The 25,464-nt window shown below is 72.7% G+C and carries 20 protein-coding genes; 7 read left to right on the forward strand and 13 right to left on the reverse strand.

Features of this window, described 5'->3' with window-relative positions:
- Positions 1-17: 17 nt before the first annotated feature.
- Positions 18-1,082: a uroporphyrinogen decarboxylase gene (gene hemE, locus JNW98_RS00515; protein WP_223766021.1), complete on the reverse strand. Its 1,065-nt coding sequence runs from the start codon at positions 1,080-1,082 to the stop codon at positions 18-20.
- A gap of 91 nt (positions 1,083-1,173) precedes the next feature.
- Between hemE and JNW98_RS00520 the strand changes: the two genes are divergently transcribed.
- On the forward strand, positions 1,174-1,830 hold the full coding sequence (locus JNW98_RS00520; protein WP_223766022.1) for a DUF3000 domain-containing protein: 657 nt from the start codon (positions 1,174-1,176) through the stop codon (positions 1,828-1,830).
- A gap of 7 nt (positions 1,831-1,837) precedes the next feature.
- On the opposite strand, the gene JNW98_RS36000 is transcribed toward JNW98_RS00520, so the two are convergent.
- Complete coding sequence (locus JNW98_RS36000) at positions 1,838-1,963, reverse strand: hypothetical protein (RefSeq protein WP_263420229.1); 126 nt, start codon at positions 1,961-1,963, stop codon at positions 1,838-1,840.
- 127 nt (positions 1,964-2,090) lie between these two features.
- Between JNW98_RS36000 and JNW98_RS00525 the strand changes: the two genes are divergently transcribed.
- From JNW98_RS00525 to JNW98_RS00545, 5 genes are all read left to right on the forward strand, one after another.
- Positions 2,091-2,750 (forward strand): response regulator transcription factor, encoded by a 660-nt coding sequence (locus JNW98_RS00525; protein WP_049714042.1) that lies wholly within the window; start codon positions 2,091-2,093, stop codon positions 2,748-2,750.
- Positions 2,751-2,825: 75 nt separating this feature from the next.
- Positions 2,826-4,103: an HRDC domain-containing protein gene (locus JNW98_RS00530; RefSeq protein ID WP_223766023.1), complete on the forward strand. Its 1,278-nt coding sequence runs from the start codon at positions 2,826-2,828 to the stop codon at positions 4,101-4,103.
- A 372-nt stretch (positions 4,104-4,475) separates the two neighbouring features.
- The gene (locus JNW98_RS00535; protein WP_223766024.1) at positions 4,476-5,693 is read left to right on the forward strand and encodes a thiolase family protein; all 1,218 of its coding nucleotides are present in this window, start codon (positions 4,476-4,478) and stop codon (positions 5,691-5,693) included.
- A complete protein-coding gene (locus JNW98_RS00540) occupies positions 5,690-7,819 on the forward strand; it encodes a 3-hydroxyacyl-CoA dehydrogenase NAD-binding domain-containing protein (RefSeq protein ID WP_223766025.1) in 2,130 nt (709 codons plus the stop codon). The genes JNW98_RS00535 and JNW98_RS00540 overlap by 4 nt, the downstream gene beginning before the upstream one ends.
- A 306-nt stretch (positions 7,820-8,125) precedes the next feature.
- On the forward strand, positions 8,126-10,684 hold the full coding sequence (locus JNW98_RS00545; RefSeq protein WP_223766026.1) for an MXAN_6230/SCO0854 family RING domain-containing protein: 2,559 nt from the start codon (positions 8,126-8,128) through the stop codon (positions 10,682-10,684).
- A gap of 91 nt (positions 10,685-10,775) precedes the next feature.
- Here JNW98_RS00545 and JNW98_RS00550 read toward each other — a convergent pair whose 3' ends face one another.
- Entirely contained in the window at positions 10,776-11,852 is a 1,077-nt protein-coding gene (locus tag JNW98_RS00550; RefSeq protein ID WP_223766027.1) for a PLL family lectin, read from the reverse strand.
- A 135-nt stretch (positions 11,853-11,987) separates the two neighbouring features.
- Here JNW98_RS00550 and JNW98_RS00555 point away from each other — a divergent pair, with 135 nt between their 5' ends.
- Entirely contained in the window at positions 11,988-12,416 is a 429-nt protein-coding gene (locus JNW98_RS00555) for a PIN domain-containing protein (RefSeq protein ID WP_223766028.1), read from the forward strand.
- 50 nt (positions 12,417-12,466) lie between these two features.
- Here JNW98_RS00555 and JNW98_RS00560 read toward each other — a convergent pair whose 3' ends face one another.
- The 10 genes from JNW98_RS00560 to JNW98_RS00605 form a co-directional block, all read right to left on the reverse strand.
- Complete coding sequence (locus JNW98_RS00560; protein WP_223766029.1) at positions 12,467-13,966, reverse strand: ArnT family glycosyltransferase; 1,500 nt, start codon at positions 13,964-13,966, stop codon at positions 12,467-12,469.
- Between the two features lie 166 nt (positions 13,967-14,132).
- The gene (locus JNW98_RS00565; protein ID WP_223766030.1) at positions 14,133-15,686 is read right to left on the reverse strand and encodes an amino acid permease; all 1,554 of its coding nucleotides are present in this window, start codon (positions 15,684-15,686) and stop codon (positions 14,133-14,135) included.
- 225 nt (positions 15,687-15,911) lie between these two features.
- Positions 15,912-17,876: a 1-deoxy-D-xylulose-5-phosphate synthase gene (gene dxs, locus JNW98_RS00570; RefSeq protein WP_223766031.1), complete on the reverse strand. Its 1,965-nt coding sequence runs from the start codon at positions 17,874-17,876 to the stop codon at positions 15,912-15,914.
- Between the two features lie 336 nt (positions 17,877-18,212).
- Positions 18,213-19,490 carry a sugar ABC transporter permease gene (locus JNW98_RS00575; protein WP_223766032.1) on the reverse strand — a complete coding sequence of 426 codons (1,278 nt, stop codon included), beginning with the start codon at positions 19,488-19,490 and terminating at the stop codon, positions 18,213-18,215.
- The gene (locus JNW98_RS00580) at positions 19,487-20,266 is read right to left on the reverse strand and encodes an ATP-binding cassette domain-containing protein (RefSeq protein WP_223766033.1); all 780 of its coding nucleotides are present in this window, start codon (positions 20,264-20,266) and stop codon (positions 19,487-19,489) included. Before JNW98_RS00580 ends, JNW98_RS00575 begins: the two co-directional genes overlap by 4 nt.
- Positions 20,267-20,292: 26 nt before the next feature.
- The gene (locus JNW98_RS00585; RefSeq protein WP_223766034.1) at positions 20,293-21,399 is read right to left on the reverse strand and encodes a substrate-binding domain-containing protein; all 1,107 of its coding nucleotides are present in this window, start codon (positions 21,397-21,399) and stop codon (positions 20,293-20,295) included.
- 180 nt (positions 21,400-21,579) lie between these two features.
- Positions 21,580-22,776 (reverse strand): ROK family transcriptional regulator, encoded by a 1,197-nt coding sequence (locus JNW98_RS00590; protein ID WP_308015426.1) that lies wholly within the window; start codon positions 22,774-22,776, stop codon positions 21,580-21,582.
- Positions 22,777-23,014: 238 nt separating this feature from the next.
- Entirely contained in the window at positions 23,015-23,452 is a 438-nt protein-coding gene (locus JNW98_RS00595) for a DUF1707 SHOCT-like domain-containing protein (protein ID WP_223766036.1), read from the reverse strand.
- A gap of 64 nt (positions 23,453-23,516) precedes the next feature.
- A complete protein-coding gene (locus JNW98_RS00600; RefSeq protein WP_223766037.1) occupies positions 23,517-24,437 on the reverse strand; it encodes a carbohydrate ABC transporter permease in 921 nt (306 codons plus the stop codon).
- 91 nt (positions 24,438-24,528) lie between these two features.
- On the reverse strand, positions 24,529-25,443 hold the full coding sequence (locus tag JNW98_RS00605; RefSeq protein WP_223766038.1) for a carbohydrate ABC transporter permease: 915 nt from the start codon (positions 25,441-25,443) through the stop codon (positions 24,529-24,531).
- Between the last annotated feature and the right edge of the window lie 21 nt (positions 25,444-25,464).

The following is a 25,464-nucleotide window of genomic DNA, read 5'->3' on the forward strand; positions in this document are numbered from 1 at the left end:
GCCGCCCCTGGTGCCGGCTAGCGCGCCGTCCGCTCGTGCACGAACTCGACCAGCCGGGTCAGTGCGGCCGGGTCCGTGGTGGGCAGGACACCGTGCCCGAGGTTGAAGATGTGCCCCTCCAGGCCGCGGGCGGCCTCCAGGACGTCGGCCGCCTTGGCCTCCACGGCCTCGCGCGGGGCGAAGAGCACGGCGGGGTCCAGGTTGCCCTGGATCGCCTTGCCGGGGCCGACGCGCCGGGCGGCCTCGTCCAGCGGCACCCGCCAGTCGGCGCCTACGACGTCCGCGCCCGCCTCGCCCATCAGCTTGAGCAGCTCGCCGGTGCCCACGCCGAAGTGGATGCGCGGCACGCCGTAGCCGGCGACGGCGTCGAAGACCTTGGCGGAGGCGGGCATGACGTGCCGGCGGTAGTCGGCCGGGGCCAGGGCGCCGACCCAGGAGTCGAAGAGCTGCACGGCGGAGGCGCCGGCCTCGATCTGGACCTTGAGGAAGGCGGCGGTGATGTCCGCGAGCCGGTCCAGCAGGTCGGCCCAGAGCTCCGGGTCGCCGTACATCAGGGCCTTGGTGTGCTCGTGGTTGCGCGAGGGGCCGCCCTCGACCAGGTAGCTGGCCAGGGTGAAGGGGGCGCCGGCGAAGCCGATGAGCGGGGTGGCGCCCAGCTCGGCGGTGAGCAGCCGGACGGCCTCGGTCACGTAGGAGACGTCGCCGGCCTCCAGCGGGCGCAGCCGCTCCAGGTCGGCGCGGGTGCGGATGGGCCGCTCGACGACCGGGCCGACGCCGGGCTTGATGTCGAGGTCGATGCCGATGGCCTTCAGCGGCACCACGATGTCGCTGAAGAAGATCGCGGCGTCCACGTTGTGCCGGCGCACCGGCTGGAGGGTGATCTCGGTGACGAGCTCGGGCCGCATGCAGGACTCCAGCATGGGGATGCCCTCGCGGACCTTGCGGTATTCGGGGAGCGAGCGGCCCGCCTGCCGCATGAACCACACCGGCGTGTGCGGCACGGGCTCGCGCCGGCACGCCCTCAGGAACGCCGAATCGTATGCCGCACCGCGGCCCGTCTGCTGCTCGCCCGTCTCACTCATGCCCCAAATCTTCGCACGGGCCGAACGAGTGACCCGCGCATGTGGGTGTCCCTACCCGGAACCGGGGGTCGTTCCGCCTAGTCTTCCGGGCATGGCTGCGGCGCACGGACACCACGAGGACAGTCCGGACGACGTGGGTGGGGAGGGCTCCCCGTCCGTCTTCCGGCAGGCGGTCGCCGGGCTGCAGGGTGTGCTCCTGCGGCCCGAGATCGAACTCGACGCCACCCCGCCGCCCCAGCGGCTGGCCCCCTTCTCCTACGCACTGGAGGCGGCGGTCGTGGTGGACGACGAGGAACTGGCGGACGGGCGGCTGATCCTGCTGCACGATCCGGCCGGGCACGACGCGTGGGGCGGCACCTTCCGCCTGGTCACGCTGGTGCACGCGGATCTGGAGGAGGAGATGGCGGCGGACCCGCTGCTGCCGGAGGTGTGCTGGTCCTGGCTGACCGGGGCGCTGGAGGCGCGCCGGGTGCCGTACGCGGCGCCGAGCGGCACGGTGACGCGGGCCGGCTCGCACTACTTCGGGGGCCTGCGGGAGCGTCCGCCGTCCACGCAGATCGAGATCCGCGCGTCGTGGTCGCCGATCGAGCCGGGCGGGTCCGGCGGGCCGGGGGCCGTGCCGGACACGGCGGCGCACCTGGCCGCCTGGTGCGACCTGCTCTGCCAGATCGCGGGGCTGCCGCCGGGCGGGGCGCCGGAGGCGGGGATCGTGACGCTGCCGCAGCGGCGGGGGCCGCAGAGCCGCTGACGGCGGTTCAGGGGATGTCCCGACGCGGCGTGGGCGCCGCGCCGGGAGTGAGCCGGGCGTGCGCCGATGCCGCCATCGGGGTGACCACCGGAATGATCACCGCCAGGCCGGAATTGCCCGAATTGTTACTCATCAATTCGTGATCATTCCCTAAAGCCGGGCGGTTTGTCTGCCGAAGGGACTTGTGACCCTTCCCGTACGGATCGCCCCGGCTTACCCAAAAGTCGGCACCCGTCCCCGCCACTCCCTCTGGAGGCCTGGTGTCCGTTCTCCTTGAGCAACCTGCGAGCCTCGCCTACCGCCCGACGAAACCGACCGCCATGGTCGTCGTCGCCGACCCCCGCGTCCGCTCCACCGTCACCCGCCACCTGTGGGCGCTGGGGGTGCGGGACGTGATCGAGGCATCGTCCATCGCGGAGGCCCGGCCCCGCATCGGCAACCCGCGCGACATCTGCGTCGCCGACGTCCACCTCCCCGACGGCTCCGGCCTGACCCTGCTGTCCGAGACCCGCGCCGCGGGCTGGCCCAACGGGCTCGCCCTCTCCGCCGCCGACGACATCGGCGCCGTGCGCAACGCCCTCGCGGGCGGCGTCAAAGGCTATGTCGTCACCGGAACCCGTACCAACCTCGGAGTGCCCGGCCGTCCCGGGCTCTCCCCGATCGGCGCGGCGGCCGCGCGGATGCAGCGCCGGCCACCCGGCGCGCCCGGCCACCCCGGCGGCTACCGCGAGCTGTCCGGCCGTGAGGTCGAGGTCCTGCGGCTGGTTGCGGAGGGCCAGTCGAACAAGGCCATCGGCGTCTCCATGGGCCTCTCGGCACTCACCGTCAAGAGCCACCTCGCCCGCATCGCCCGCAAGCTGGGCACCGGCGACCGGGCCGGAATGGTCGCCGTCGCCCTGCGCACCGGCATCATCCACTGACCGCACCCGCCGCCCACGCCCGCCGACGGAACGTTCCGTCGGCGGGCTTCCGTCATCCCCGGATACCCTTGACCGGTGACCGACGCCCAAGAGACCGCAGCAGACCCACCACTGCGAACCACCGGGGGCGGCCCCCCGGACGACGTCGATTCGGCGCCGATCCCCCTGCTGGAACCACGTGAGGGCATCCCGCCGGTCGTCGCCGACCGCGATGCCCTGGCCGCCGTCGTCGCCGCCTTCGCCGGGGGCCGCGGGCCCGTCGCCGTCGACGCCGAGCGCGCGTCCGGCTACCGGTACGGACAGCGGGCCTACCTCGTCCAGCTCCGCCGCGAAGGGGCCGGCTCGGCCCTGATCGACCCCGTCGGCTGCCCCGACCTCTCCTCGCTCGGCGAGGCCATCGGGGACGCCGAGTGGGTGCTGCACGCCGCCACCCAGGACCTCCCCTGTCTCCGCGAGATAGGGATGGCCCCGGCCCGGCTCTTCGACACCGAGCTGGCCGGACGGCTCGCCGGGATCGCGCGGGTGGGGCTCGGCGCCATGGTCGAGAACGTCCTCGGCTACGCCCTGGAGAAGGGCCACTCGGCCGTCGACTGGTCCACCCGCCCGCTGCCCGAGCCCTGGCTGCGCTACGCCGCGCTCGACGTGGAGCTCCTCGTCGACCTGCGCAACGCGCTGGAGAAGGAGCTCGACCGGCAGGGCAAGCTGGAGTGGGCCCACCAGGAGTTCGACGCCATCGCCGCCGCGCCGCCCGCGCCGCCGCGCAAGGACCCCTGGCGGCGCACGTCCGGCATGCACAAGGTGCGCCGGCGCCGGCAGATGGCCGTCGTCCGCGAGCTGTGGACCGCGCGCGACCAGGTCGCGCAGAAGCGCGACGTCTCGCCGGGCAAGGTGCTCGGTGACGGGGCCATCATCGAGGCCGCGCTGAACATGCCGCCCAACGCGAACGCGCTGGCCGCGCTGCCCGGCTTCGGGCCGCGCATGAGTCGGCGTCAGCTGGAGCAGTGGCAGGCGGCGGTGGACCGGGCACGGGCCGTGCCCGAGTCCGAACTCCCGCAGCCCGGGCAGCCGCTGACCGGGCCGCCTCCGCCGCGCGCCTGGGCGGACAAGGACCCCGTGGCGGCGGCGCGGCTGTCCGCGGCGCGGGCGGCGGTGTCGGAGCTGGCGGAACGGCTGACGATGCCTCAGGAGAATCTGATGACGCCGGATACGGTGCGGCGGGTTTGCTGGGAGCCGCCGTCTTCCATCGACGCGGACTCGGTCGCCGCTGCCCTGGCTGCGCACGGTGCGCGGCCCTGGCAGGTCGAGCAGGTGACGCCGGTCCTGGTGCGGGCCCTGCGGGAGGCTTCTGCCTGAGGGGGGTGCCCCGGCCCCTCCCCCAGAGGGGGTACCCCCACTTTCACCGTTTCTTGCGGGGGCCAGCCCCCGCACCCCCGAAACCGCGCTCCGCGCGGTTGTCCTCAAACGCCGGACGGGCTGGATTCAGCCCGTCCGGCGTTTGAGGACGAGCGGCGAAGCCGCGATCACGGGGGTCTGGGGGCTTGCCCCCAGGAATCGGCGAAGGGGCGGGACCGGGGCACAACCCACCAGATGTGACCTTCGCCGCTCCCGCCGGAGGGGCTGTGCAGCTTGGTTACCCGTAAGTAGCATGAGGTTGTCAGCCCGCACCGCGGCGGAGCCGTATCGGCATGCCCGCGCGCAGCGATCCGCACCTGGAGGAGAGCCAACGTGCCTCGTACCGCTAGGGACGTCGTTTTCGTCGACGGCGTCCGCACCCCGTTCGGCAAGGCGGGCCCGAAGGGCATCTACCACGAGACCCGCGCCGACGACCTCGTCATCAAGTGCATCCGTGAGCTGCTGCGCCGGAACCCGAACCTGGACCCCGCCAAGATCGACGAGGTCGCCATCGCCGCGACCACGCAGATCGGCGACCAGGGCCTGACCCTGGGGCGTACGGCCGGGATGCTCGCGGGTCTGCCGCAGACCGTGCCCGGCATGTCCATCGACCGGATGTGCGCCGGTGCCATGACCGCCGTGACGACCGTCGCCGGCGGCGTGTCCTTCGGCGCGTACGACATCGCCCTCGCCGGCGGTGTCGAGCACATGGGCCGCCACCCGATGGGCGAGGGCGTCGACCCCAACCCGCGCTTCCTCTCGGAGAAGCTGGTCGACGAGTCCGCCCTGGTCATGGGGATGACGGCGGAGAACCTGCACGACCGCTACCCGCACCTCACCAAGGAGCGCGCGGACGCCTACGCGGTCCGCAGCCAGGAGAAGGCCGCCAAGGCGTACGCCGACGGCAAGATCCAGGCCGACCTCGTGCCGATCTCCGTGCGCCGCACCACGCCCGAGGGCGGGGAGCTGGGCTGGGGCCTGGTCACGGCCGACGAGCCGATGCGCCCGGGCACCACGATGGAGGGCCTGGCCAACCTCAAGACGCCGTTCCGCCCGCACGGCCGGGTCACCCCGGGCAACGCCTCGGGCCTCAACGACGGCGCCACGGCCTCGCTGATCGCCGCCGAGGACGTGGCGCGCGAGCTGGGCCTGCCGGTCCGGATGCGCCTCGTCTCGTACGCCTTCGTCGGCGTCGAGCCCGAGGTCATGGGCTACGGCCCGATCCCGGCGACCGAGAAGGCCCTCGCCAAGGCCGGCCTGTCGATCGACGACATCGGCCTGTTCGAGCTCAACGAGGCGTACGCCGTGCAGGTGCTCGCGCTCCTGGACCACTACGGCATCGCGGACGACGACCCGCGCGTCAACCAGTACGGCGGCGCCATCGCGTTCGGCCACCCGCTGGCCTCGTCCGGCGTCCGCCTGATGACCCAGCTGGCCCGGCAGTTCGAGGAGCAGCCGCACGTCCGCTACGGCCTCACCTCGATGTGTGTCGGCCTCGGCATGGGCGGCACGGTCATCTGGGAGAACCCGCACTTCGAGGGGGACAAGTGAGCACCACCACCGAACTGTTGAAGGGTGCGGCCGAGCTGTTCCCCGGCGAGGTCGTCACGCAGGCGCACGTGCGCCACTTCGACCTCCCGCTGGGTGCCGGCACGTTCGCGCTGATCACGCTGGACAACGGCCTGGACCACACCAAGCCGACCACCTTCGGCCCGCAGTCGCTGGCCAACCTCGACGCGGCGATCGACCAGGTCGAGGCGGAGGCCAAGGCCGGGAAGATCGTCGGCGTCGGCGTCACCGGCAAGCCGTTCATCTTCGCCGTCGGCGCCGACCTCAAGGGCGTCGAGCTGCTGAAGACCCGCGAGGACGCGCTGGCCATCGGCAAGGGCGGCCACGACGTCTTCAAGCGGCTGTCGTCGCTGGCCGTGCCCACCTTCGCGTACTACAACGGCGCGGCGATGGGCGGCGGCGTCGAGGTCGGGCTGCACTGCTCGTACCGGACGGTGTCCAAGGCGATCCCGGCCTTCTCGCTGCCCGAGGTCTTCCTCGGCCTGCTGCCCGGCTGGGGCGGCTGCGTGCTGCTGCCGAACCTCATCGGCGCGGACCGCGCGGTCTCCGTGATCGTCGAGAACTCCCTCAACCAGAACCGGCAGCTCAAGGGCAAGCAGGTCTTCGAGCTCGGCATCGCCGACGCGATCTTCGAGGGCGCGGACTTCCTGGAGCAGTCGCTGGCCTGGACCGCCGCCGTCCTCAAGGGCGAGCTCCAGGTCTCCCGCCCCGAGGTGGACCGCGGCGAGGCGTGGGACGCGGCCGTCGAGCGCGGCCGGGCCTTCGCCGACTCCAAGGTGCACGGCGCCGCCCCCGCCGCCTACCGCGCGCTGGAGATCATCTCCGCGGCGAAGAACGGCGACCTGCGCCAGGGCTTCGACGCCGAGAGCGAGGCGCTGGCCGACCTCATCATGGGCGAGGAGCTGCGCAGCGGCATCTACGCCTTCAACCTGGTGCAGAAGCGTGGCAAGCGCCCGGCCGGCGCGCCGGACAAGTCGCTGGCCCGCCCGGTCACCAAGGTGGGCGTCGTCGGCGCCGGCCTGATGGCCTCCCAGCTGGCGCTGCTGTTCGCCCGCCGCCTGGAGGTGCCGGTCGTCATGACCGACATCGACCAGGAGCGCGTCGACAAGGGCGTGAAGTACGTCCACGACCAGATCGACATGCTGCTGCTCAAGGGCCGCGTCAACCAGGACAAGGCCAACCGCCTCAAGGCCGCGGTGACGGGCTCCCTCGACAAGGCCGCCGCCTTCGGCGACGCGGACTTCGTCATCGAGGCCGTCTTCGAGGAGATGGGCGTCAAGCAGCAGGTGTTCGCCGAGGTCGAGGCGGTCGTGCCGGAGCACACCATCCTCGCCACCAACACCTCCTCGCTGTCCGTCAGCGAGATGGCGTCGAAGCTGAAGCACCCCGAGCGGGTCGTCGGCTTCCACTTCTTCAACCCGGTCGCGATCCTGCCGCTGCTGGAGATCGTGCGCGGCGAGCGGACCGACGACGCGGCGCTGGCCACCGCGTTCGGCGTGGCCAAGAAGCTGAAGAAGACCGCGGTGCTGGTGAAGGACGCCCCGGCGTTCGTCGTCAACCGCATCCTGGTCCGCTTCATGGGCGAGATCCAGAACGCCATCGACGAGGGCACCCCGGTCGCCGTCGCCGAGAAGGCCGTCGAGCCGCTCGGGCTGCCGATGTCGCCGCTGGTGCTGCTGGAGCTGGTCGGTCCGGCGATCGGTCTGCACGTCTCCGAGACGCTGGCCGGCGCGTTCCCCGACCGCTTCAAGGTCTCCCCCAACCTGGCCGCCCTGGTCAAGGCGGGCAAGCGCGGCTTCTACGTCCACGACTCCGGCAAGCCGGAGCTGGACCCCGAGGTCGTCGCCCTCCTCAAGCAGGGCGACACCGTCCTGACGGAGGAGCAGGTGCGCGCCCGCGTCCTGGAGGGTGTGGCGCAGGAGATCGGCCTCATGCTGGCCGAGGGGGTCGTGGCGGAGGCTCAGGACATCGACCTGTGCCTCATCACCGGGGCCGGCTGGCCCTTCCACCTGGGCGGCGTCACGCCGTACCTGGACCGTGAGGGCGTCTCCGAGCGCGTCAACGGCAAGCGGTTCCTGGAGCCGGGCGTCGCGAGCGTGCCGGCGTAACAACGGCCCGGAGCGACAACGCCTGGGGCCGTGCGGACAGCGTCCGCGCGGCCCCTTGCCGTACCTTGCCGTACCCCTTGTCGTGCCCGGCTCCCGCACGGGCGGTAATTCCGTGGCCGTGGATCTCCGCCCTTGTTACCCTTCTTCCCGCGGGGCGGCTCCGGAACGTGCTTCCTTCTCTCTTCTCTGACGCCAGTGCGTTCGCTTCCCGCCCCGCCACCGACTTCTTTGTTTTCCGGCACCCCCGGCACCGGCCGGGCGGTGCCGTGTCATTTCCGGCGCGCTCGCCGGTGGGGGAGGAGCACGATGACGGCGTCCACCACGTCCGGAACCACCGGCGACGGCCGGAGCCTTGCCGCCGTGCTGCTGTCCCGGCGCGGCGTCGTCCACCTGCCCGCCGCGTCGGGCACCCGGCCGGCGCCGGGGGACGCGGTCGCCCTGCTGGAAGCCGACCTGCTGGACCGCGGCCACCTGCTCTCCGCCGGGCTCCGGCAGGCCCTGTCGCTGCTGGACGCCCCGACCCTGGCCGCCGAGGGCCGTGCCCTGCTGCGGGACGTCGACCACGCTTTGGGCGCGAACGTCGCCCACACCCCGCTGTTCCACGGGTTCCCGGACACGACGCCCGACGACGGGCTCGTCTTCTGGGTCGACCGCGTCCTCACCCTGCTGTGCCAGTCGCCGCACCGGCCGTGCGTGCTGTGCGGCACCGAGGGCACCGTGCACGCCGTCGCCCCGTGCGCGCACCTCGTGTGCCGGGCGTGCTTCGACGGCGCCGAGTTCGCCGCCTGCCCCGTCTGCCGCCGCCGCGTCGCGGCCGACGAGCCCTTCCTGCTCCCCAAGACCCCGCGCCCGGCGGGCGGCGCCGAGCGCGCCCTCCCCGAGCGGCTGCGCGTCCTGGCCCACGGCGGCGACCCCGACGCCCGCGACGCGGCCGCCCGCGAGGAACTCAACCGTCTGCTCGCCCGCACCGGCGCCCTCTCCCCCCAGGACGCCGACGATCTGGACGTCCTCCTGGCCACCCGGGACCGCGCCACGCTCGACTGGCTCCCGGGGGACGTCCCGGGCCGGGAGACCAAGGCCCGCCTCCTGGCCTGGCTCCTCGCCGACCCCGCCGCCCTCCCAGTCGTGCTGCCCGCGGCCACCGCCCTCCTCACCACCGCGACGGATGTCCTCCGGCTGCTCGTCGTCCGCTCCGGGGGCGACGCGGGCCTGGTCGACGTCCCGCGCTTCGGTCCCGTCCCGCGCCCGCTGCGCCGTGCGTTGCTCTCCGTCCTCGACGGCCTCGACCCGGTGCTGGTGGCCGAGGACATGCGACGCCACAAGACGGCGTGGAAGCACGCCGCGGAGCGGCTGCACCCCTTCGAGCAGGCGGCGCGCCACCCGCGGGCGGCCCTCGCCTTCGCGGCCCTGCGCGGCTTCCGGCTCTCCGACGACCGCCTGTCCCGGCTGCTCCGCGCCACGGCGGCAGGCGGGCTCGGGAACGTGGTGGCCCTGCCTCTCTGGGCGTCCCGTGTGGAGAGCGCGCTCGCCGCCGGGGACGCCCCCGCCGCCCTGGCGCTGCTCACCCGGCGGCCGGGAGAGCTGGTACGCCGGCTCGACTATCTGCTGCGGCTGGCGTCCGACCCGGACGTCGTGCTGTCCGCCCTCGGCCCGGCGGCGGCCCGGGTCTCCCCCGCCGTGCTGCTGTCGGCGCTCGGCGCACTCCGTGTCCGGGCGGCCGAGGGCCGGGACCGGGTGTTCTTCCCCAAGGGCGGCACCGCGAAGGCGCACATCGTCCCCGACGAGCGTCCCGCGCTGCCCGCCGACGTGGTCGCCCGCACCGTGGACGTCCTGACCGGCGAAGTGCTGCGCCGCGCCGGCACCCTGCCGCCGGTCGAGGCCGCGGTCGTCGACGCCACGCTCGACGGCGTGACCGCCCCCTTCACCGAACGCACGGCCTCCCGCGCCCTGGTGACGCTCCCCCGCGGCAGCGAACTCCCCGTGCCCGACGGACGGACGCTGCGCCTCTTCCTGCACTGGACCGAGAGCGCGGCCTCCGGCAGGACCGACCTGGACCTGTCCACCGCGATGTACGACGCCTCCTGGCGGCACATCGGTACCTGCGACTACACCAACCTGCGGTTCCGCGGCTCCGCCGCCGTCCACTCCGGCGACCTCACCAGCGCGCCGCCCCCGGACGGTGCGAGCGAGTTCGTCGACCTGGACCTGGACGAGCTGGCCGAGACCGGCGTGCGGTACGTCGTCGCCGTCGTCTTCTCCTACAACAGCGTGCCCTTCGAGGACCTCGCCGAGGGATTCGCCGGGCTCATGGTCCGCGACGAGCCCGGCGGCAAGGGGCAGGTGTTCGACCCGCGCCAGGTCGAGCAGCGCTTCGACCTCACGGGACGGTCCCGCGCCTGCGTACCGCTGGTGGTGGACGTGGCGGACCGCACGATGCGCTGGCTGGACATCGCCAAGGGCGTCACCGGTACGCATCACGCGGTGCACCGGCACGCCGACGATCTGGCGCTGCTCGGACGGGGGCTCACCGGGCTCTTCGACTCCGGCGCCCGGGTGGGGCTCGGGGAGCTCGCGCGTCTGCACGCGGCGGCTCGGGCCCGTGTCGTCGTGGTACGGCGCGAGGACGGGTCGCGGCGTAGTCACCGGCGGCGGGCCGGGGAGGACGCCGCGGACTTCGCTCGGCGGATCGGGTCCGCCGATGTGGACGCGCTCGTCGACGAACCTGCGCCCGGGCTGGCGTTCCTCTACCACGGGGATGTGGAAGTGGCGCCTGGTGCGGAGGTGTTCGCCCTGCACCCGCGGGGTCTGGAGGCGGATTCCTTGCGGCTGGTGACGGCTGCGGATGTGGTCGCCGCGCTGGGTTAGGGTCCCCTGAAGCGCGGTGCGCTTCGGGGCGCGGGGGATGACCCCGCGGAAGCGGTGAAGGGCGGGACCGGGGCACCGCCCGCCGCAGGCGCTACACGCGCACCCAGCGCCCCAACGCCAGCCCCGCCTCGTCCTTCTGCCGCGTCACGCACAACCCGCCGTCAGGCGCGAAAGCCGCCAGCACCACCCGCCCCAGGGCGTCGAGCGCCATCGCGGGCGCGCCCACGCACGCCTCCCCGGTCTTCGACCAGAACGCCCCCGCCGCCTCGTCCCCCGTGGGGTAAGCGGCAACAGCCGGCAAGCCGGAAGCGGTCCGCTGCGCGAGGACCGTGCAGTCGTGGCCGTCGATGGTGGTGCGGACGGCGGCGACGGGGCCGGTGCCCTCGTCGTCGGAGGGGCCGAGGAGGGCGGGGACGACGTCGTCCTCGGGGTCGCCGACGGCGCGGGTGTGGACGCGCAGGGCGGAGTCGGCGGTGTCGCGCCAGAAGTGGCTGACGCGGCCGTCGCCGGCGTCGAGGCAGGAGGCGGAGCCGGGCAGCGGCGCGGCCGGGATGTTGCGCACCCGCTTCAGGGGGCCGCCGGGCTGCTCCTGCCGCCAGCTCTGGACGCTGCCGTCGCAGGGGGCGAGGAGTTCGGCGCGCCCGTCCTCGGTCACGGTCGCGGCGAGGGAGTCGAGGACGTTGCTGCCCTTCATGTCCGTCCAGGCGCCCCAGACGCCCTTGGCGTCCTGGCGGCGGCCGCAGACGCCGCCGCCCGCGTTCCGGAGGAAGACCTGCGGGCCGTTCTTGTCTACGACCACGACGGGGGCCCCGATCCGGGCGGCGCGCTCGCGGTCCTGGCCGTAGGGGGTGCCGAGCGAGCGCCAGGGCGTCAGGGCCCGGCCGGGCTGGAACTGGGTCGCGTAGACGACGTCCGTGTCGGTGTGGCCGTCGTCCGTCCGCCGGCTGCGGACGCCGAAGAGGTAGACGTACCCCTGCGGGGTGCGGCAGAGCGAGAGGTGGGGCTCCAGGCCGGGGACGGTGAGCTGCTCGGGGCCCGTCCAGTCCGGGCCGCCGGGGCGGGTCTCGGTCCAGCGCAGCAGGCCGTTGGCGGCGGGCGCGTAGGCCGTGAGCCGGCCGTCCTGTCCCCGCAGCAGCCAGCCGGTCGTGGGGGTGGCCGTCCGTGCCATGACTCGCTGCCAGCCTCTCTCTGCCCCAATTCCGCGTCGCGCGGAGCCGTTTCACCGGCGTTTTCCGACCCCCGACAATAACATTGCGCAGGTGAGCGCATTCCGGTTCGCGGTCGGCGTGCGAGCCTGGTCGGTATGGCCGATGTGAACGCCGGCGAGAACGCCGGAACGACCGAGCCCGGGCCCCTGCTCGTCGTCGACGCCGCCAACGTCGTGGGCAGCGTGCCCGACGGCTGGTGGCGGGACCGCCGCGGGGCCACCGAGCGGCTGCGCGACGCCCTGGCCCCGTACGCGGCCGGCGGCCTGCCGGACGTGCTGCCGCCGCTGCCCGGCCCGCTGGACGTCGTCCTGGTGGTGGAGGGCGCGGCGCGCGGGACGGAGCCGGTGCCGGGGGTGCGGGTGGACGCGGCGGGCGGCAGTGGGGACGACCGGATCGTCGAGGTGGTGGCCGGGGAGCGGGCCCGGGGGCGGCGGTGCGTGGTGGCGACCGCCGACCGGGAGCTGCGGGCGCGGGTCGCGGAGCTCGGCGCGGAGACGGTGGGGCCGCGGACGGTACGGCCCTGACGTCTTGTGACGGTCCGCCGCGGCAGCGCGGCGGGCCTCACCGCACGACCTCACCGCCGCGCGTACAGCACCGCCCCCTCCACGCTCCCCACGCGCGCGTACCCGCCCCGCAGGAAGGCCCGCAGCGTGGGCACCCGGGCCACGGCGTACGGCCGGCCCCGGGAGTCGTCCACGACCAGCGCCGGGGGGCGGGCCCGCAGTTCGCGGCGGAGGACGGGCCAGCCGCCCGGCACCCCGTACGCCTCCCCGACGGCCGAGGCGTCCCGGCCGCCGCTGTAGTTGGTGAGCAGTCCGGCCGTCAGGAAGCGGCCGGCGGGCGGGCGTCCGGCGAACCAGTACTGCTCGGGGTGCATGCCCCAGATCAGCACCGGGTCGGCGGGGGCGGTCCTGGCCCGCACCGCGTCCGCGACCCGCAGCGAGTGCGGCAGCTCGGGCGGGGTGGCGAGCAGTCCGGCGGTCAGGAAGGCGGCGCAGGACAGGGCGCAGAGGGCGCCGGCGACGCGCCGGGCCGCGTCGGGGAGGGCGCGCAGGGCGGCGGTGGCCAGCAGGGTGAGGGGCGGGATCAGCTGGAGGTAGTAGTGGCCGAAGAAGTGGAAGCCGGTGGTGACGGCCACCGCGGAGGCGATCAGCCACAGCCACAGCTCGGGCGGCGCGACCCGGCGGCGGGCCAGCAGGAGGAGGCAGACGGGGGCGAGCAGGCCCGCGCAACTGGTGGTCAGGACCCCCGCGTTGGCGACGGCCCGGGCGGCGGAGGCGGCGACCGTGCCCTCGACGGACGCGTAGCTGCCGGAGCCGGTCACGCACCAGAACAGCAGCCGGGCCGGGCCGCACGCCCAGGCGACGGCGGCGACGGGCAGGGTGACGCCGAGCGCGAGGGCGGCCGTGCCGCCGCGGGCGGCGGGGCGGGTGGTCCAGAGCATCAGCAGGACGGGGGCGAGGACCGCTCCCCCGGTCTGCTTGGTCAGCAGGGCCGCCGCCGTCGCCAGGCCGGCCCGGCCCCACCGGCCGCGGTCGGCGCACCACATGGCGGCGGCCGTCCACGGGACGGCGAACACCTCGAAGGTGGCGGCCTGGGCGTCCTCGGGCTCCAGGCCGATGGAGACCAGCAGGTAGAGCACCCCGGCCGTGCGCCCGGCGCGCTCGCCCCAGCGGCGGCGGGCGAGCGAGGCCAGCAGTACGGCCGTCACCAGCTGGGCCGCCACGGCCAGCCCTTTGAGCGGCAGCAGCGAGCCGTCGCCGAAGGCCCGGAAGCACGCCTCGTACAGCCAGGGCAGCAGGGGCGGCTTGCGGTCGACGACGGTGCGGTAGAGGACGGCGCCGTGGGTGAGCATCCGGGCCTGGGTGGCGAGGAAGCCCTCGTCCGGGTTCCACAGCGGGCGGAGGAAGGACGGCAGCCGGGTGACGAGGGCCAGGGCGGTCAGGACGGGCAGCAGCCCGGCCCAGAAGGGCAGCCCGCGCCGGGGACCCGGGGACGGCGGCTCGGCGCTCGCCCGGGGGCGGGGGACGGCGACGGGGGCCGGGACGGCGGCGACGTGCTGCGCGGCGGACATGCGGCCAACCTAGGGCTCCGTACGTTCCGGCGGCGGGTGACATACGGAGCCGTCAGGGAGGAATCAGGGACGAGGCGGGGCGGAGTCGGGGGTGCGTCGGGGAGCGGGTCGGGGGCGGGTCGGGGACGGGTCGGGGAAAACCCCGGCTGGGCCGGGCGGGCCCCCGTCAGCGTCCGCCCGGGCCCGGCCCCGCCGCCTTCGTCGAGGCCGGTGCCGCGGCCTCCGCCGCCACCCTGCTGTGCCGCTTGCCGTACGCGAAGTAGACGAGGACGCCCACGGCCATCCACACGGCGAACCGCAGCCAGGTCTCCGCCGGGAGGTTGAGCATCAGCCAGAGCGAGGCCAGCACGGACAGCACCGGCACGGCGGGCACGAACGGGGTGCGGAAGGCGCGCGGCAGGTCGGGGCGGGACCGGCGGAGCAGGACGACGCCGAGGGCGACGACGATGAAGGCGAAGAGGGTCCCGATGTTGACGAGCTCGGCCAGCACGTCGATGGAGGTGAACCCGGCGACGACCGCGACGACGGCCCCGAGGAGGAGCGTCGAGCGGTAGGGCGTGCCGTAGCGGGGGTGCACGGTGGAGAAGACGCGCGGCAGCAGTCCGTCGCGGCTCATCGCGAAGAACACCCGGCTCTGCCCGAGCAGCAGGATCATGCAGACGGAGGTGAGGCCGACGGCCGCCCCGAAGCTGATCAGCCCGGCCCAGAAGGGGTGCCCGGCGTCCTTGAAGGCGTCGGCGAGCGGCGCGTCGACGGAGAGTCGGCTGTACTTCTGCATGCCGGTGACGACGACGGAGACGGCCACGTAGAGCACCGTGCAGATGACGAGCGAGCCGAGGATGCCGCGCGGCACGTCGCGCTGCGGGTTGTGGGTCTCCTCGGCGGCGGTGGCGACGATGTCGAAGCCGATGAAGGCGAAGAAGACCACGGCGGCGGCCGAGAAGATGCCCATGACGCCGAAGTGGGACGGCGTGAAGCCGAAGAGGAGCTGGGAGAGGGGGGCGGCCAGCCCGCTGCCGCCCGCGCTGCCCTGGGAGGGCGGGATGAACGGGTCGTAGTTGGCGCCGGTGACGAAGAACGAGCCGGCGATGATGACGATGAGGACGACCGTCACCTTCACGCCCACCACGACGGAGGTGACGCGCGAGGACAGCTTCATCCCGACGACCAGGATCGCGGTGAGCACCAGCACCAGGACGCAGGCGAGCAGGTCGAACCCGAAGTCGCCGTGGTGCGGTCCGGAGAGGGCCGCGGGGAAGTGCCAGCCCGCAGTGTCGAACAGCGAGCGGATGTAGCCGGACCAGCCGACGGAGACCACGGCGCAGCCCAGCGCCAGCTCCAGGATCAGGTCCCAGCCGATGATCCAGGCGGGCAGCTCGCCTAGGGAGGCGTACGAGAAGGTGTACGCGGAGCCGGCCACCGGCACGGTGGAGGCGAACTCGGCGTAGCACAGCGCGGCCAGGCCGCAGACGATGCCGGCGAGCACGAAGGACAGGGCCACGGAGGGTCCGGCGCTCTCCTTGGCGACCTTGCCGGTGAGGACGAAGATGCCGGTGCCGATGACGACGCCCACGCCGAAGACGGTGAGGTCGAGGGCGGAGAGGGACTTCTTGAGGACGTGTTCCGGTTCCTCGGTGTCCCGGATGGACTGCTCCACCGTCTTCGTCCGGAACACTCCGCTCCTGCCGCGGTCGTTCCGGGTCGGTCGCTCCGTGGCCATCGGCCCACCTCCACCAGTCGCGGCGCGCGGACGTACCGCGTAGGCGGCCGTACCGCGTCGTCCCTGAACTGAGCGAGTGTCCGTTATGTCCGGGTCTGGACTCGGGTGGCCACAGCCTCTCCGTCGCCGGATTCACCCGATGGAGGGCAGCCGGGGGGACGCGCGAGGGCCGGCCGGACCACTCCGGGAGGAGGGTCCGACCGGCCCTGGGGTGCTGTCGGGCGGTCAGTCGCGGACGGCCTCGGCGGGCTCGCCCGGACCGTCCGCGCCGGGGAGCGGCGTGCTGTCAGCGGTCTCCACGGAGGTCCCGTCGAGCTTGGCGACCAGTCCGGTGACCTGGCGGGCGATGTCCGGGGCGGTCAGCCCGATCTCGGCCATGACCTCCTTGCGGGAGGCGTGGTCGAGGAAGCGCGGCGGGATGCCGAAGTCGCGCAGCGGCAGGTCGACGCCGGCGTCCCGGAGCGCCTGCGCGACGGCCGAACCGACGCCGCCCACCCGGCCGTTGTCCTCGACGGTGACGACGACGCGGTGCTCCCGGGCCAGGCCCGGCAGCGCCTCGTCGACCGGCTTGACCCAGCGCGGGTCGACGACGGTGGAGGAGATGCCCTGCTTGTCGAGCAGGTCGGCGATCTCCAGGCACATGGGCGCGAGGGCGCCGACGGAGACGATCAGGACGTCCGGCCTGACGGCGCCCTCGGCGGGCTTCCGCAGCACGTCCATGCCGCCGACCCGGCCGACGGCCTCGACGGCCGGTCCGACCGTGCCCTTGGAGTAGCGCACGACGGTCGGGGCGTCGTCGACCTCGACGGCCTCGCGGAGCTGGGCGCGGACCTGGTCGGCGTCGCGCGGGGCGGCGATCCGCAGGCCGGGCACGACCTGGAGGATCGACATGTCCCACATGCCGTTGTGCGAGGCGCCGTCGTCGCCGGTGACGCCGGCGCGGTCGAGGACGAAGGTGACGCCGCACTTGTGCAGGGCCACGTCCATCAGGACCTGGTCGAAGGCGCGGTTGAGGAACGTCGCGTAGACCGCGAAGACCGGGTGCAGGCCGCCCGTCGCCAGGCCGGCCGCGGAGGTGGCGGCGTGCTGCTCGGCGATGCCCACGTCGTAGACGCGGTCCGGGAACTCCTGGGCGAACTTGCCCAGGCCGACCGGCTGCATCATCGCGGCCGTGATCGCGACGATGTCCTCGCGCTCGCGGCCCAGCGCGACCATCTCGTCGCCGAAGACCGAGGTCCAGCTCGCGCCGGAGGCGGCGACCGGCAGGCCGGTGTCGGGGTGGATGACGCCGATGCCGTGGAAGCGGTCCGCCTCGTGCTGCTCGGCGGGCTGGTAGCCGCGGCCCTTCTCGGTGAGGCAGTGGACGATCACCGGGCCGTTGAAGCGCTTGGCGCGCTGCAGGGCGGACTCCAGGGCCTCGATGTCGTGGCCGTCGATCGGGCCGACGTACTTCAGGCCCAGGTCCTCGAACATGCCCTGGGGGGCGATGAAGTCCTTGAGGCCCTTCTTGGCGCCGTGCAGCGTCTCGTACAGCGGCTTGCCGACGACCGGGGTGCGCTCCAGCAGGTCCTTGCCGCGGGCCAGGAAGCGCTCGTAGCCGTCGGTGGTGCGCAGGGTGGCCAGGTGGTTGGCAAGGCCGCCGATGGTGGGCGCGTAGGAGCGCTCGTTGTCGTTGACGACGATCACGAGCGGGCGGTCCTTGGCCACGGCGATGTTGTTCAGCGCCTCCCAGGCCATGCCGCCGGTGAGCGCGCCGTCGCCGATGACGGCGGCGACGTGCCGGTCGTGGCGGCCCAGCACCTGGTTGGCCTTGGCCAGGCCGTCGGCCCAGCCGAGGACTGTGGAGGCGTGGCTGTTCTCGATGACGTCGTGCTCGGACTCCTCGCGCGAGGGGTAGCCCGAGAGGCCGCCCTTGGCCCGCAGCCGGGAGAAGTCCTGGCGGCCGGTGAGCAGCTTGTGCACGTACGCCTGGTGCCCGGTGTCGAAGAGGATCTTGTCCTTGGGCGAGTCGAAGACGCGGTGCAGGGCGATCGTGAGCTCGACCACACCGAGGTTGGGGCCGAGGTGGCCACCGGTCTTGGAGACGGCGTCGACGAGGAAGGTGCGGATCTCCGCGGCCAGCCGGTCGAGCTGCTCGGGGCTCAGCCGGTCAAGATCGCGCGGTTCCCTGATGCGGGTCAGCAGGGCCACCCGTGCCTCCTTAAGCTGTCGAGCTTTTGCCGGTCGGTCGAGTCTAATCTTCCGCTTGGCGTGGCGGTGAACGGGTGAGGGGATGTATGTCACCCGGATGCTCGGTGGTGGGGTCTGGGGGTGGGGGTGCCCCGGTCCCGCCCTTTCACCGTTTCCTGGGGCTGCGCCCCAGACCCCGCTTGTCGCGGCTCCGCCGCTCGTCCTCAAGCGCCGGACGGGCTGGATTCAGCCCGTCCGGCGCTTGAGGACAGCGCGCGCAGCGCGCTTCGGGGGTCTGGGGGCTCGCCCCCAGGAATCGGCGAAGGGGTGGGACCGGGGCACCGCCCGCCGCAGGCGCTACGCCCGCCCAGCCGTCCGCTGCGTCCGGCGCGAGACCGAGTCGATCACCACGGCGGCCAGCAGCACCGCACCAGTGATCATGTACTGAACCGCCGAGGCGATCCCCAGAAGCGCCATCCCCGAAGCGATCGACTGGATGACCAGCACACCGAGCAGCGCGGACCAGGTCTTGCCCCGGCCACCGAACAGACTCGTCCCGCCGATCACCGCCGCCGCGATGGCGTTCATCAGCAGGCTGCCCGCCCCCGAGGACTGGTTCGCCGCGTTGATCTGGGAGGCCAGGAACATCCCGCCCAGCGCCGCCATCGTCCCGGAGAGCGCGAAGACCGAGATCCGGACCGTCGCCACGTCGATGCCGGCCCGGCGGGCCGCCTCGACGCCGCCGCCGAGGGCGAAGACCTTGCGGCCGTAGCGGGTGCGGCGCAGCACGAGGTCGAGGGCGACGACGACGCCGACGAAGATCACGACGGCCAGCGGGAGGCCCTTGTACTGGTTGAACACCCAGGCCACCGCGTAGGCGGGCACCGCCAGGGCGGCCGTGCGCAGCACGATCTCGGCGAACGGCCGGCTGGGCACCTGGGCGGCGGTCCGCCGGTGGGCGTCGCGCCAGGCGACCAGGAAGTAGGCCAGGACAGTGGCCGTGGCCAGCCCGTAGGCGGCGGAGATGTCCTCGAAGTAGTGGTTGGTGAGCTTGGCGACGAGCCCCGAGTCGTCGAGGTTGATCGTCCCGTTGGACCCCAGGACCTCCAGCATCAGGCCGTTCCAGCCCAGCAGCCCGGCCAGCGTCACGACGAACGCGGGCACGCCGATCCGGGCGAAGAAGAAGCCGTGGATCACTCCGGCGACCGTGCCGGTGAGGAGCGCCAGGATCAGCGCGAGCCACTCGGGCATGCCGTGGTTGACGTTGAGCACCGCGAAGACCGCCGCCGCCAGGCCGCTGACCGAGCCGACGGAGAGGTCGATCTCGCCCAGGATGAGGACGAAGACGATGCCGACGGCGATCAGGCCGGTGCCCGCCGCGGTGATGAAGAGGTTGGAGAGGTTCTCGGCGCCGAGGAAGGCCGAGTCCTGGAGCTGGAACACCAGGCAGATGACGATCAGGCCGACGACGACGGGGAGCGAGCCCAGCTCGCCGCTGCGCAGCTTGCGGACGAATTCGCCCCAGTAGCCGGCGAAGCCCTCCTGGCGGACCAGCAGCCGCGGGTCGACGGGGGTGGCGACGGCCGGGGCGGCGGGCTGGGGGCCCTCGGGGGTCTTGGAGAGGTCGGTGGTCATGCCCGGTCCTCCGCGATGCGGGCCTTACGGCGGGTGACAGCGTTGTCAGTGGCGCCGGTGATGGCCGAGACGATCTCTTCCTGGGAGGTGGTGCGCACGGCGAAGACCCCGTTGTTCCGGCCGAGGCGCAGCACCGCCACGCGGTCGGCGACGGCCTGGACGTCGGCCATGTTGTGGCTGATGAGGATCACGCCGAGACCTCGCTCGCGGAGCCGTTCCACCAGGTCGAGGACCTGCGCGGTCTGCTCCACGCCGAGCGCGGCGGTGGGCTCGTCGAGGATGACGACCTTGGGCTCGCCGAGCAGCGAGCGGGCGATGGCGACGGTCTGCCGCTGGCCGCCGGAGAGGGCGGCGACGGGGATCCGGACGCTGGGGATGCGGATGGACAGGGTGGCGAGCAGCTCGCGGGCCCGGCGCTCCATCTCGACCTCGTCCAGCACTCCGGCGCGGGAGATCTCCCGGCCGAGGAAGAGGTTGCCGACGACGTCGAGGTTGTCGCAGAGGGCGAGGTCCTGGTAGACGGTGGCGATGCCGAGCTCCTGGGCGGTGTGCGGCCGGTCGATGGTGACGGGCCGCCCCTCCCACTCGATGACGCCGTCGTCGGCGGGCGCGACGCCCGCGATGGTCTTGACGAGGGTGGACTTGCCGGCGCCGTTGTCGCCCACCAGGGCGACCACCTCACCGGGACGGATCTCCAGCTCCACGTCGGTCAGCGCCTGGACGGCACCGAACCGCTTGGAGATCCCGCGCAACGCCAGTACGGGTGCGGCGGACATGTGGATCAGCTCCTCGGGCGGGCGCCCTACTTGAGGCCGGCGGCGTCGCAGGCGGACTTGTACTTGCTGGTGCAGATCTCCTGGAGGGTGAAGAAGCCCTCCTTGCCGACGTACTTCGGGAGGTCGGCCTTGGTGAGGGCGAAGGGGTCGACGATGATCGACGGGATCTTCTGCTCGCTGCCGCTGTCGACGGTGGTCTTGGCGACGCCGTCCAGCTTCTTGCCCTGCGCGAGCGCGACGGCCATGGTGGCCGCGGCCTCCGTCTCGGGTACGTACGGCTTGTAGACGCTCATGAACTGCTCGTCGGCGAGGATCCGCTGGACGGCGGAGAGCTCGGCGTCCTGGCCGGTGACCGGGGGAAGTTTGCCGAAGCCGGCGGCCTTGAGCGCGGTGATGATGCCGCCCGCCATACCGTCGTTCGCCGAGTAGACGCCGACGATGTTCTCCTTGCCGAGCGAGGAGATCGCGCCCTTCATGTTCTCGTTGGCGTTCTCCGGCTTCCACTCCTTGGTGTCGTACTCCTTGCCGACCTTCACCTTTCCGTCGAGCACGGAATGGGCGCCGTCCTTGTACATCTTGGCGTTGGGGTCGGTGACCGAGCCGTTCATCATCACGATCTGGCCCTTGCCGGCGTTGTCGCCGAGTTCCTTGAGCAGCGACTCGCCCTGGATCTTTCCGACCCGCTCGTTGTCGACGGAGGTGTAGGCGTCGACCGGGCCCTCGGCGAGCCGGTCGTAGGCGACGACGGGAATCCCCTTGTCATGCGCCTTCTTCACCGAGCTCGCTATCGACTTGGCGTCCACGGCGTCGACGATCAGCGCGTCGACCCGCTTGGTGATCATGGTGTCGACCTGCTGCTGCTGGACGGACGCGTCCTGCTTGGCGTTCTCGTAGAGGACGGTGGCGCTGGTGCCCGCCAATTCCTTGATCTTCTTTTCGAGCAGCGGCTTGTCGAAACGCTCGTAACGCGCGGTCTGGTTCTCCGGAAGGAGCAGCCCGATGGTGAGCGACCCCTTCTTCTCCTTCTTGTCCCCGTTGTCGCCGGCCTGTTTGGCCTTGCCGCAGGCGGCGAGGGTGACGGCCGTCGACAAAGCGACGGCGGCCACCGCGGCGCGGCGCAGATGCGTGTTCACGTACGGATACCTCCCTGACATGGCCGCGCCGTTGCGGCCGAGGTGAGCGGAAGTCAACTCGGACCGCAAAGGGGCGTCAAGAAGTTAATCCTTAACGAGATGGCAACGATGCCATGCGTTATGTGCGTGAACTCAAGAGGCGTGTTGCCCCGGCATCAAAAGACGGGGCGCGGAAAGGGATCAGGCGCGCCCGGGCGCGTCCGCCGCCGGCACGCCGTCCAGCAGCGAGGAGTCGCCCATCTCACTGAGGACGAGGGCGAGCGCGCCGAGCACCTCCGCACGGCCGCCCAGGGCGCCCGGTACGACCTCCAACTGCCGTGCGGCGCTGGGGATCGCGTACCGTCCGACCGACTCCCGGATGGGCGCGAGGACGAGCTCCCCGGCCTCCGCGAGGTCCCCGCCGAGCACCACCCGGCTGGGGTTGAGCAGGTTGCACAGGCTGGCCACGCCGCTGCCGATGTGCCGGCCGACGTCCGCGATCACCCGGCGGCAGCCGGCGTCGCCGTCGCGGGCGAGCCGGACCATGCGTGGCGCGGTGAGGTCCGGGCCGTGGGCGGAGTGCAGCAGCGGCAGGACGTAGCGGTGGGCGGTGAAGGTCTCCAGGCAGCCGCGGTTGCCGCAGCGGCAGACGGGCCCGGACTCGTCCAGGGTGATGTGGCCGATCTCGCCCGCGGTGCCGCCGGGGCCCCGGTAGATCTGTCCGTTGATCACCAGGCCGGCGCCGACGCCGCTGGCGACCTTGATGTACGCGAGGTCGGCGGCCCCGCGCCCGGCGCCCCAGACCAGCTCGCCGAGCGCGCCGAGGTTGGCGTCGTTGTCGACGTGGACCGGGACGTCGAGGCGGGCGGCGAGCTCGTCGCGCGGGTTGGTGCCGGCCCAGCCGGGCAGGATCGCGGTCGAGCCCAGTACGCCGGACTCGTCGATCGGCCCGGGGACGCCCAGGCCCACCCCGACGATCTTCCCGGGGTCGATGCCAGTGGCCGCGATCAGCGTCTTGACCAGGTACTCCGCCCGCTCCAGACCCTGGGCGGCGGAGGCGTCCACGTCCAGCGGCTCGGCCTCTTCGGCGAGCACCCGGTGGGCCAGGTTGCCGACGGCGACGCGCAGGTGGGTGTGGCCGAAGTCGACGCCGACGACGATCCCCGCGTCACCCGAGAGGGAGACACTGCGGGCCCGCCGGCCGCCGGAGGAGGTGGGGGTCACCTCGACGGTGCCGTTGTCCTTCAGCTCGCGGACGATGTTGGAGACGGTGGCCGCCGACAGCCCCGTGGACCGGGCGATCTCCGCCTGGGTGAGCGCCCCCGACCTGCGCACCGCGCGCACGACCCGCTCCAGGTTGGCCCGGTGCAGCGACGACTGCGACCCCGGAGTCTCCACGACCATCCACTCCCGCCTCGTCGGTACGGCACGACCGCCGCCCCGGCCACCGGGCTGCGACAGTGGAGCCCGGCATCCGTACAACATCTGAACTCTAAGCTCAGCCGCACACCCGGGAGCACGTCAAGGCTCCGGACACCGCTACGGCGCCGGGCGGGGCCCTCCCATGGTACGGATCACCGTTCGGGAGCGGCCGGGGCGGCCGGTCTGGCGGGCTCGTCCACGGCGCCCCCCGCGTTCAACGCCGCTCGCGCCCCTTCCGCCGGCGGGAGAGCCGGTCCGCCGCGAGGGCGAGCGGCGGGGCGAGGAACATGAAGAACCAGCTGCCGGTGGCGTAGCTGACGCCCGCGGCGGCGACGGCGGCGACGGGCATGCCGAGGAACGGGCCGGCGAGGCGGCCAGGACGGCCGGTGGTGTCCGGGGCGGCGGACCGGGCGGGGGCCGGGGAGAGGGAGGTGCCCGAGGCCGCGTCGACGAGGGTCGGGCGCGGCTCGGGCAGGTCCTTGAAGAGGGCCAGGATGTCGGCCTGCGTACGGGCCTCGTTGAGGGCCTCGGCGCGCTCGCCGTACTCGTCGATGGTCAGCCGGCCCTGACGGCTGTGCGTGGTCAGAGCGTCGAGGGCTTCCTCGCGCTCGTCGTCGCCGATGCGGAGCGTGGTTCTGTCGAGCTGGGTCACGCCCGTGATCGTATCGCCGGGTGGAACGGCCGGGTCCGGATGCCGACGGGCGGGGGCCCGGCGGCTACTTGAGCGCCCCGGCCGTCAGGCCGGACTGCACCTGCCGCTGGAAGACGATGTAGGCGGCGAGGACGGGCAGCATCGCGATCACCAGGCCCGCGAAGAGGCCCGACCAGTCCCCCTTGTACCGCTGGCTGGCCGCCAGCGCGACCAGGCCCTGCGGCAGCAGCTTCCTGTCGTCGTCGCCGACGTTGAGCACCGCCGGCAGCAGGTACTGGTTCCACTGGCCGAGGAAGTTGAAGATGCCCACGCTGATCAGGCCGGGCTTGGCCATCGGCAGCATCACCTGGAAGAAGGTCCGGGTGTGCGACGCGCCGTCGATCATCGCCGCCTCCGCGACGGAACTGGGCAGCGTCCGGAAGAAACCGGTCAGGAAGAAGACGGTGAAGGGCAGCGAGTAGGCGATGTAGACGAGGATCAGCCCCTGGTACGTGTTGAGCAGCTGCATGTTCTTCATCACGAAGAACAGCGGCACCAGCGCCAGGATCACCGGGAAGCTCATCCCGCCCACGAACAGGTAGTAGACGAAGCGGTTGCCGGGAAAGTCGAAGCGGGCCAGGACGTAGGCCGCCATGGCGCCCAGCAGCATGGTGCCGAACAGCGAACCGGCCACCACGACGAGCGAGTTGAAGAAGTACTGGCTCATGTGCGCCTGGGACCACGCACGGCCCCAGGCCCCGAAGTCCGGGCTCTTCGGCAGCGCCCAGGGCGAGGAGAAGATCTCCTTGTCGCTCTTGAAGGCGCTCATCACCGCCCAGAGCAGCGGCAGGGTGACCATCAGGCCCCAGATGACGAGGACGCCGTGCGAGAAGACGTTCAGCACGCCGCCCTCGCGCTCGCCGCCCGCGCCCCGCGCCCGTCCCTCCGGCGGGGCGGCCGGCGCGGGGGCGTCCGGGCGGTCCGACGGCTCGGCTTGCACGGTCACGGTGCCACCCCCGGGTGGTTGTGCGGACGGACGGTCGGGGCCACGGGCCGACGGAAGGAACGGAAGGAACGGAAGGAGGCGAACGCGCGCATCAGTACTCCAGCCGTTCGCGCCGGCCGAGCTTCATCACGATGCCGGCGAAGACCATGGTGACGATCAGCAGCGCGACGCCCAGGGCGGTCGCGTAGCCGGCCTGCCCATCGGTGAACGCCTTGCTGTAGAGGTAGTAGGTGAGCAGTTCGGTGGAGTAGTCCGGGCCGGGTCCGTCCATCATGATCTGGACGACCGCGAAGCCGTCCAGGGCCATGATCCCCATGTAGACCCAGCCGGTCTGGACGGTGTCCCAGAGCAGCGGCAGGGTGATCCGGAAGAAGGTCTGGACCCGGTTGGCGCCGTCCAGCAGCGCGGCCTCGTAGAAGTCCTTGGGGATGGCGCTCATCCCGGCGGAGAACAGCACCACGTAGAAGCCGACGTTGCTCCAGACCATCACCGCCATCACGCACCACAGCGCCAGGTCCGGATCGCCGAGCCAGTCGGGGCGGACGGAGTCCAGACCGATCGCGTCGAGGAAGGAGTTGATCGCCCCGCTGTTGGGGTTGTAGGCGAACTTGAACAGCAGGGCGACGATGGCGATGGACAGCACCTGCGGGAAGAAGTACACGATCTTGTAGAAGCCGGAGCCGCGGACGCCGGCCACCGCCGCGTTCTTCCGGCGGCGGCCGCCGACGTTGAGCATGAAGGCGAAGAACAGGCCGAGTCCCAGCGTCACCAAGGGCAGCAGGAGCAGCAGCAGGAGGTTGTGTCCCAGGGCCTTCCAGAACAGCTCGTCGTCCCAGAGGCGTTGGTAGTTCTTCAGCCCCGTCATCTTGAACTTCGAGCTCAGGCCGGTCCAGTTAGTGAAGGAGTAGTAGATGGCCTGGACGAACGGCGAGACGACGAAGATCCCGTAGATCGCCAGGGGGACGAGCAGGAACCCGGCGATGAAACGGTACTTACCGTGCTGCATGACCTCGGACCCCGATCTTCC

The sequence above is a fragment of the Streptomyces huiliensis genome, assembly GCF_020037025.1.
GTDB lineage: Bacteria > Actinomycetota > Actinomycetes > Streptomycetales > Streptomycetaceae > Streptomyces > Streptomyces huiliensis.

What these genes read in the sequence shown, in the direction of transcription:
- hemE (WP_223766021.1), bottom strand. Translation starts at nt 1,082, where the DNA reads ATGAGTGAGACGGGCGAGCAGCAGACGGGCCGCGGTGCGGCATACGAT.
- JNW98_RS00520 (WP_223766022.1), top strand. Translation starts at nt 1,174, where the DNA reads ATGGCTGCGGCGCACGGACACCACGAGGACAGTCCGGACGACGTGGGT.
- JNW98_RS36000 (WP_263420229.1), bottom strand. Translation starts at nt 1,963, where the DNA reads ATGAGTAACAATTCGGGCAATTCCGGCCTGGCGGTGATCATTCCGGTG.
- JNW98_RS00545 (WP_223766026.1), top strand. Translation starts at nt 8,126, where the DNA reads ATGACGGCGTCCACCACGTCCGGAACCACCGGCGACGGCCGGAGCCTT.
- JNW98_RS00550 (WP_223766027.1), bottom strand. Translation starts at nt 11,852, where the DNA reads ATGGCACGGACGGCCACCCCCACGACCGGCTGGCTGCTGCGGGGACAG.
- JNW98_RS00555 (WP_223766028.1), top strand. Translation starts at nt 11,988, where the DNA reads ATGGCCGATGTGAACGCCGGCGAGAACGCCGGAACGACCGAGCCCGGG.
- JNW98_RS00560 (WP_223766029.1), bottom strand. Translation starts at nt 13,966, where the DNA reads ATGTCCGCCGCGCAGCACGTCGCCGCCGTCCCGGCCCCCGTCGCCGTC.
- JNW98_RS00565 (WP_223766030.1), bottom strand. Translation starts at nt 15,686, where the DNA reads ATGGCCACGGAGCGACCGACCCGGAACGACCGCGGCAGGAGCGGAGTG.
- JNW98_RS00575 (WP_223766032.1), bottom strand. Translation starts at nt 19,490, where the DNA reads ATGACCACCGACCTCTCCAAGACCCCCGAGGGCCCCCAGCCCGCCGCC.
- JNW98_RS00580 (WP_223766033.1), bottom strand. Translation starts at nt 20,266, where the DNA reads ATGTCCGCCGCACCCGTACTGGCGTTGCGCGGGATCTCCAAGCGGTTC.
- JNW98_RS00605 (WP_223766038.1), bottom strand. Translation starts at nt 25,443, where the DNA reads ATGCAGCACGGTAAGTACCGTTTCATCGCCGGGTTCCTGCTCGTCCCC.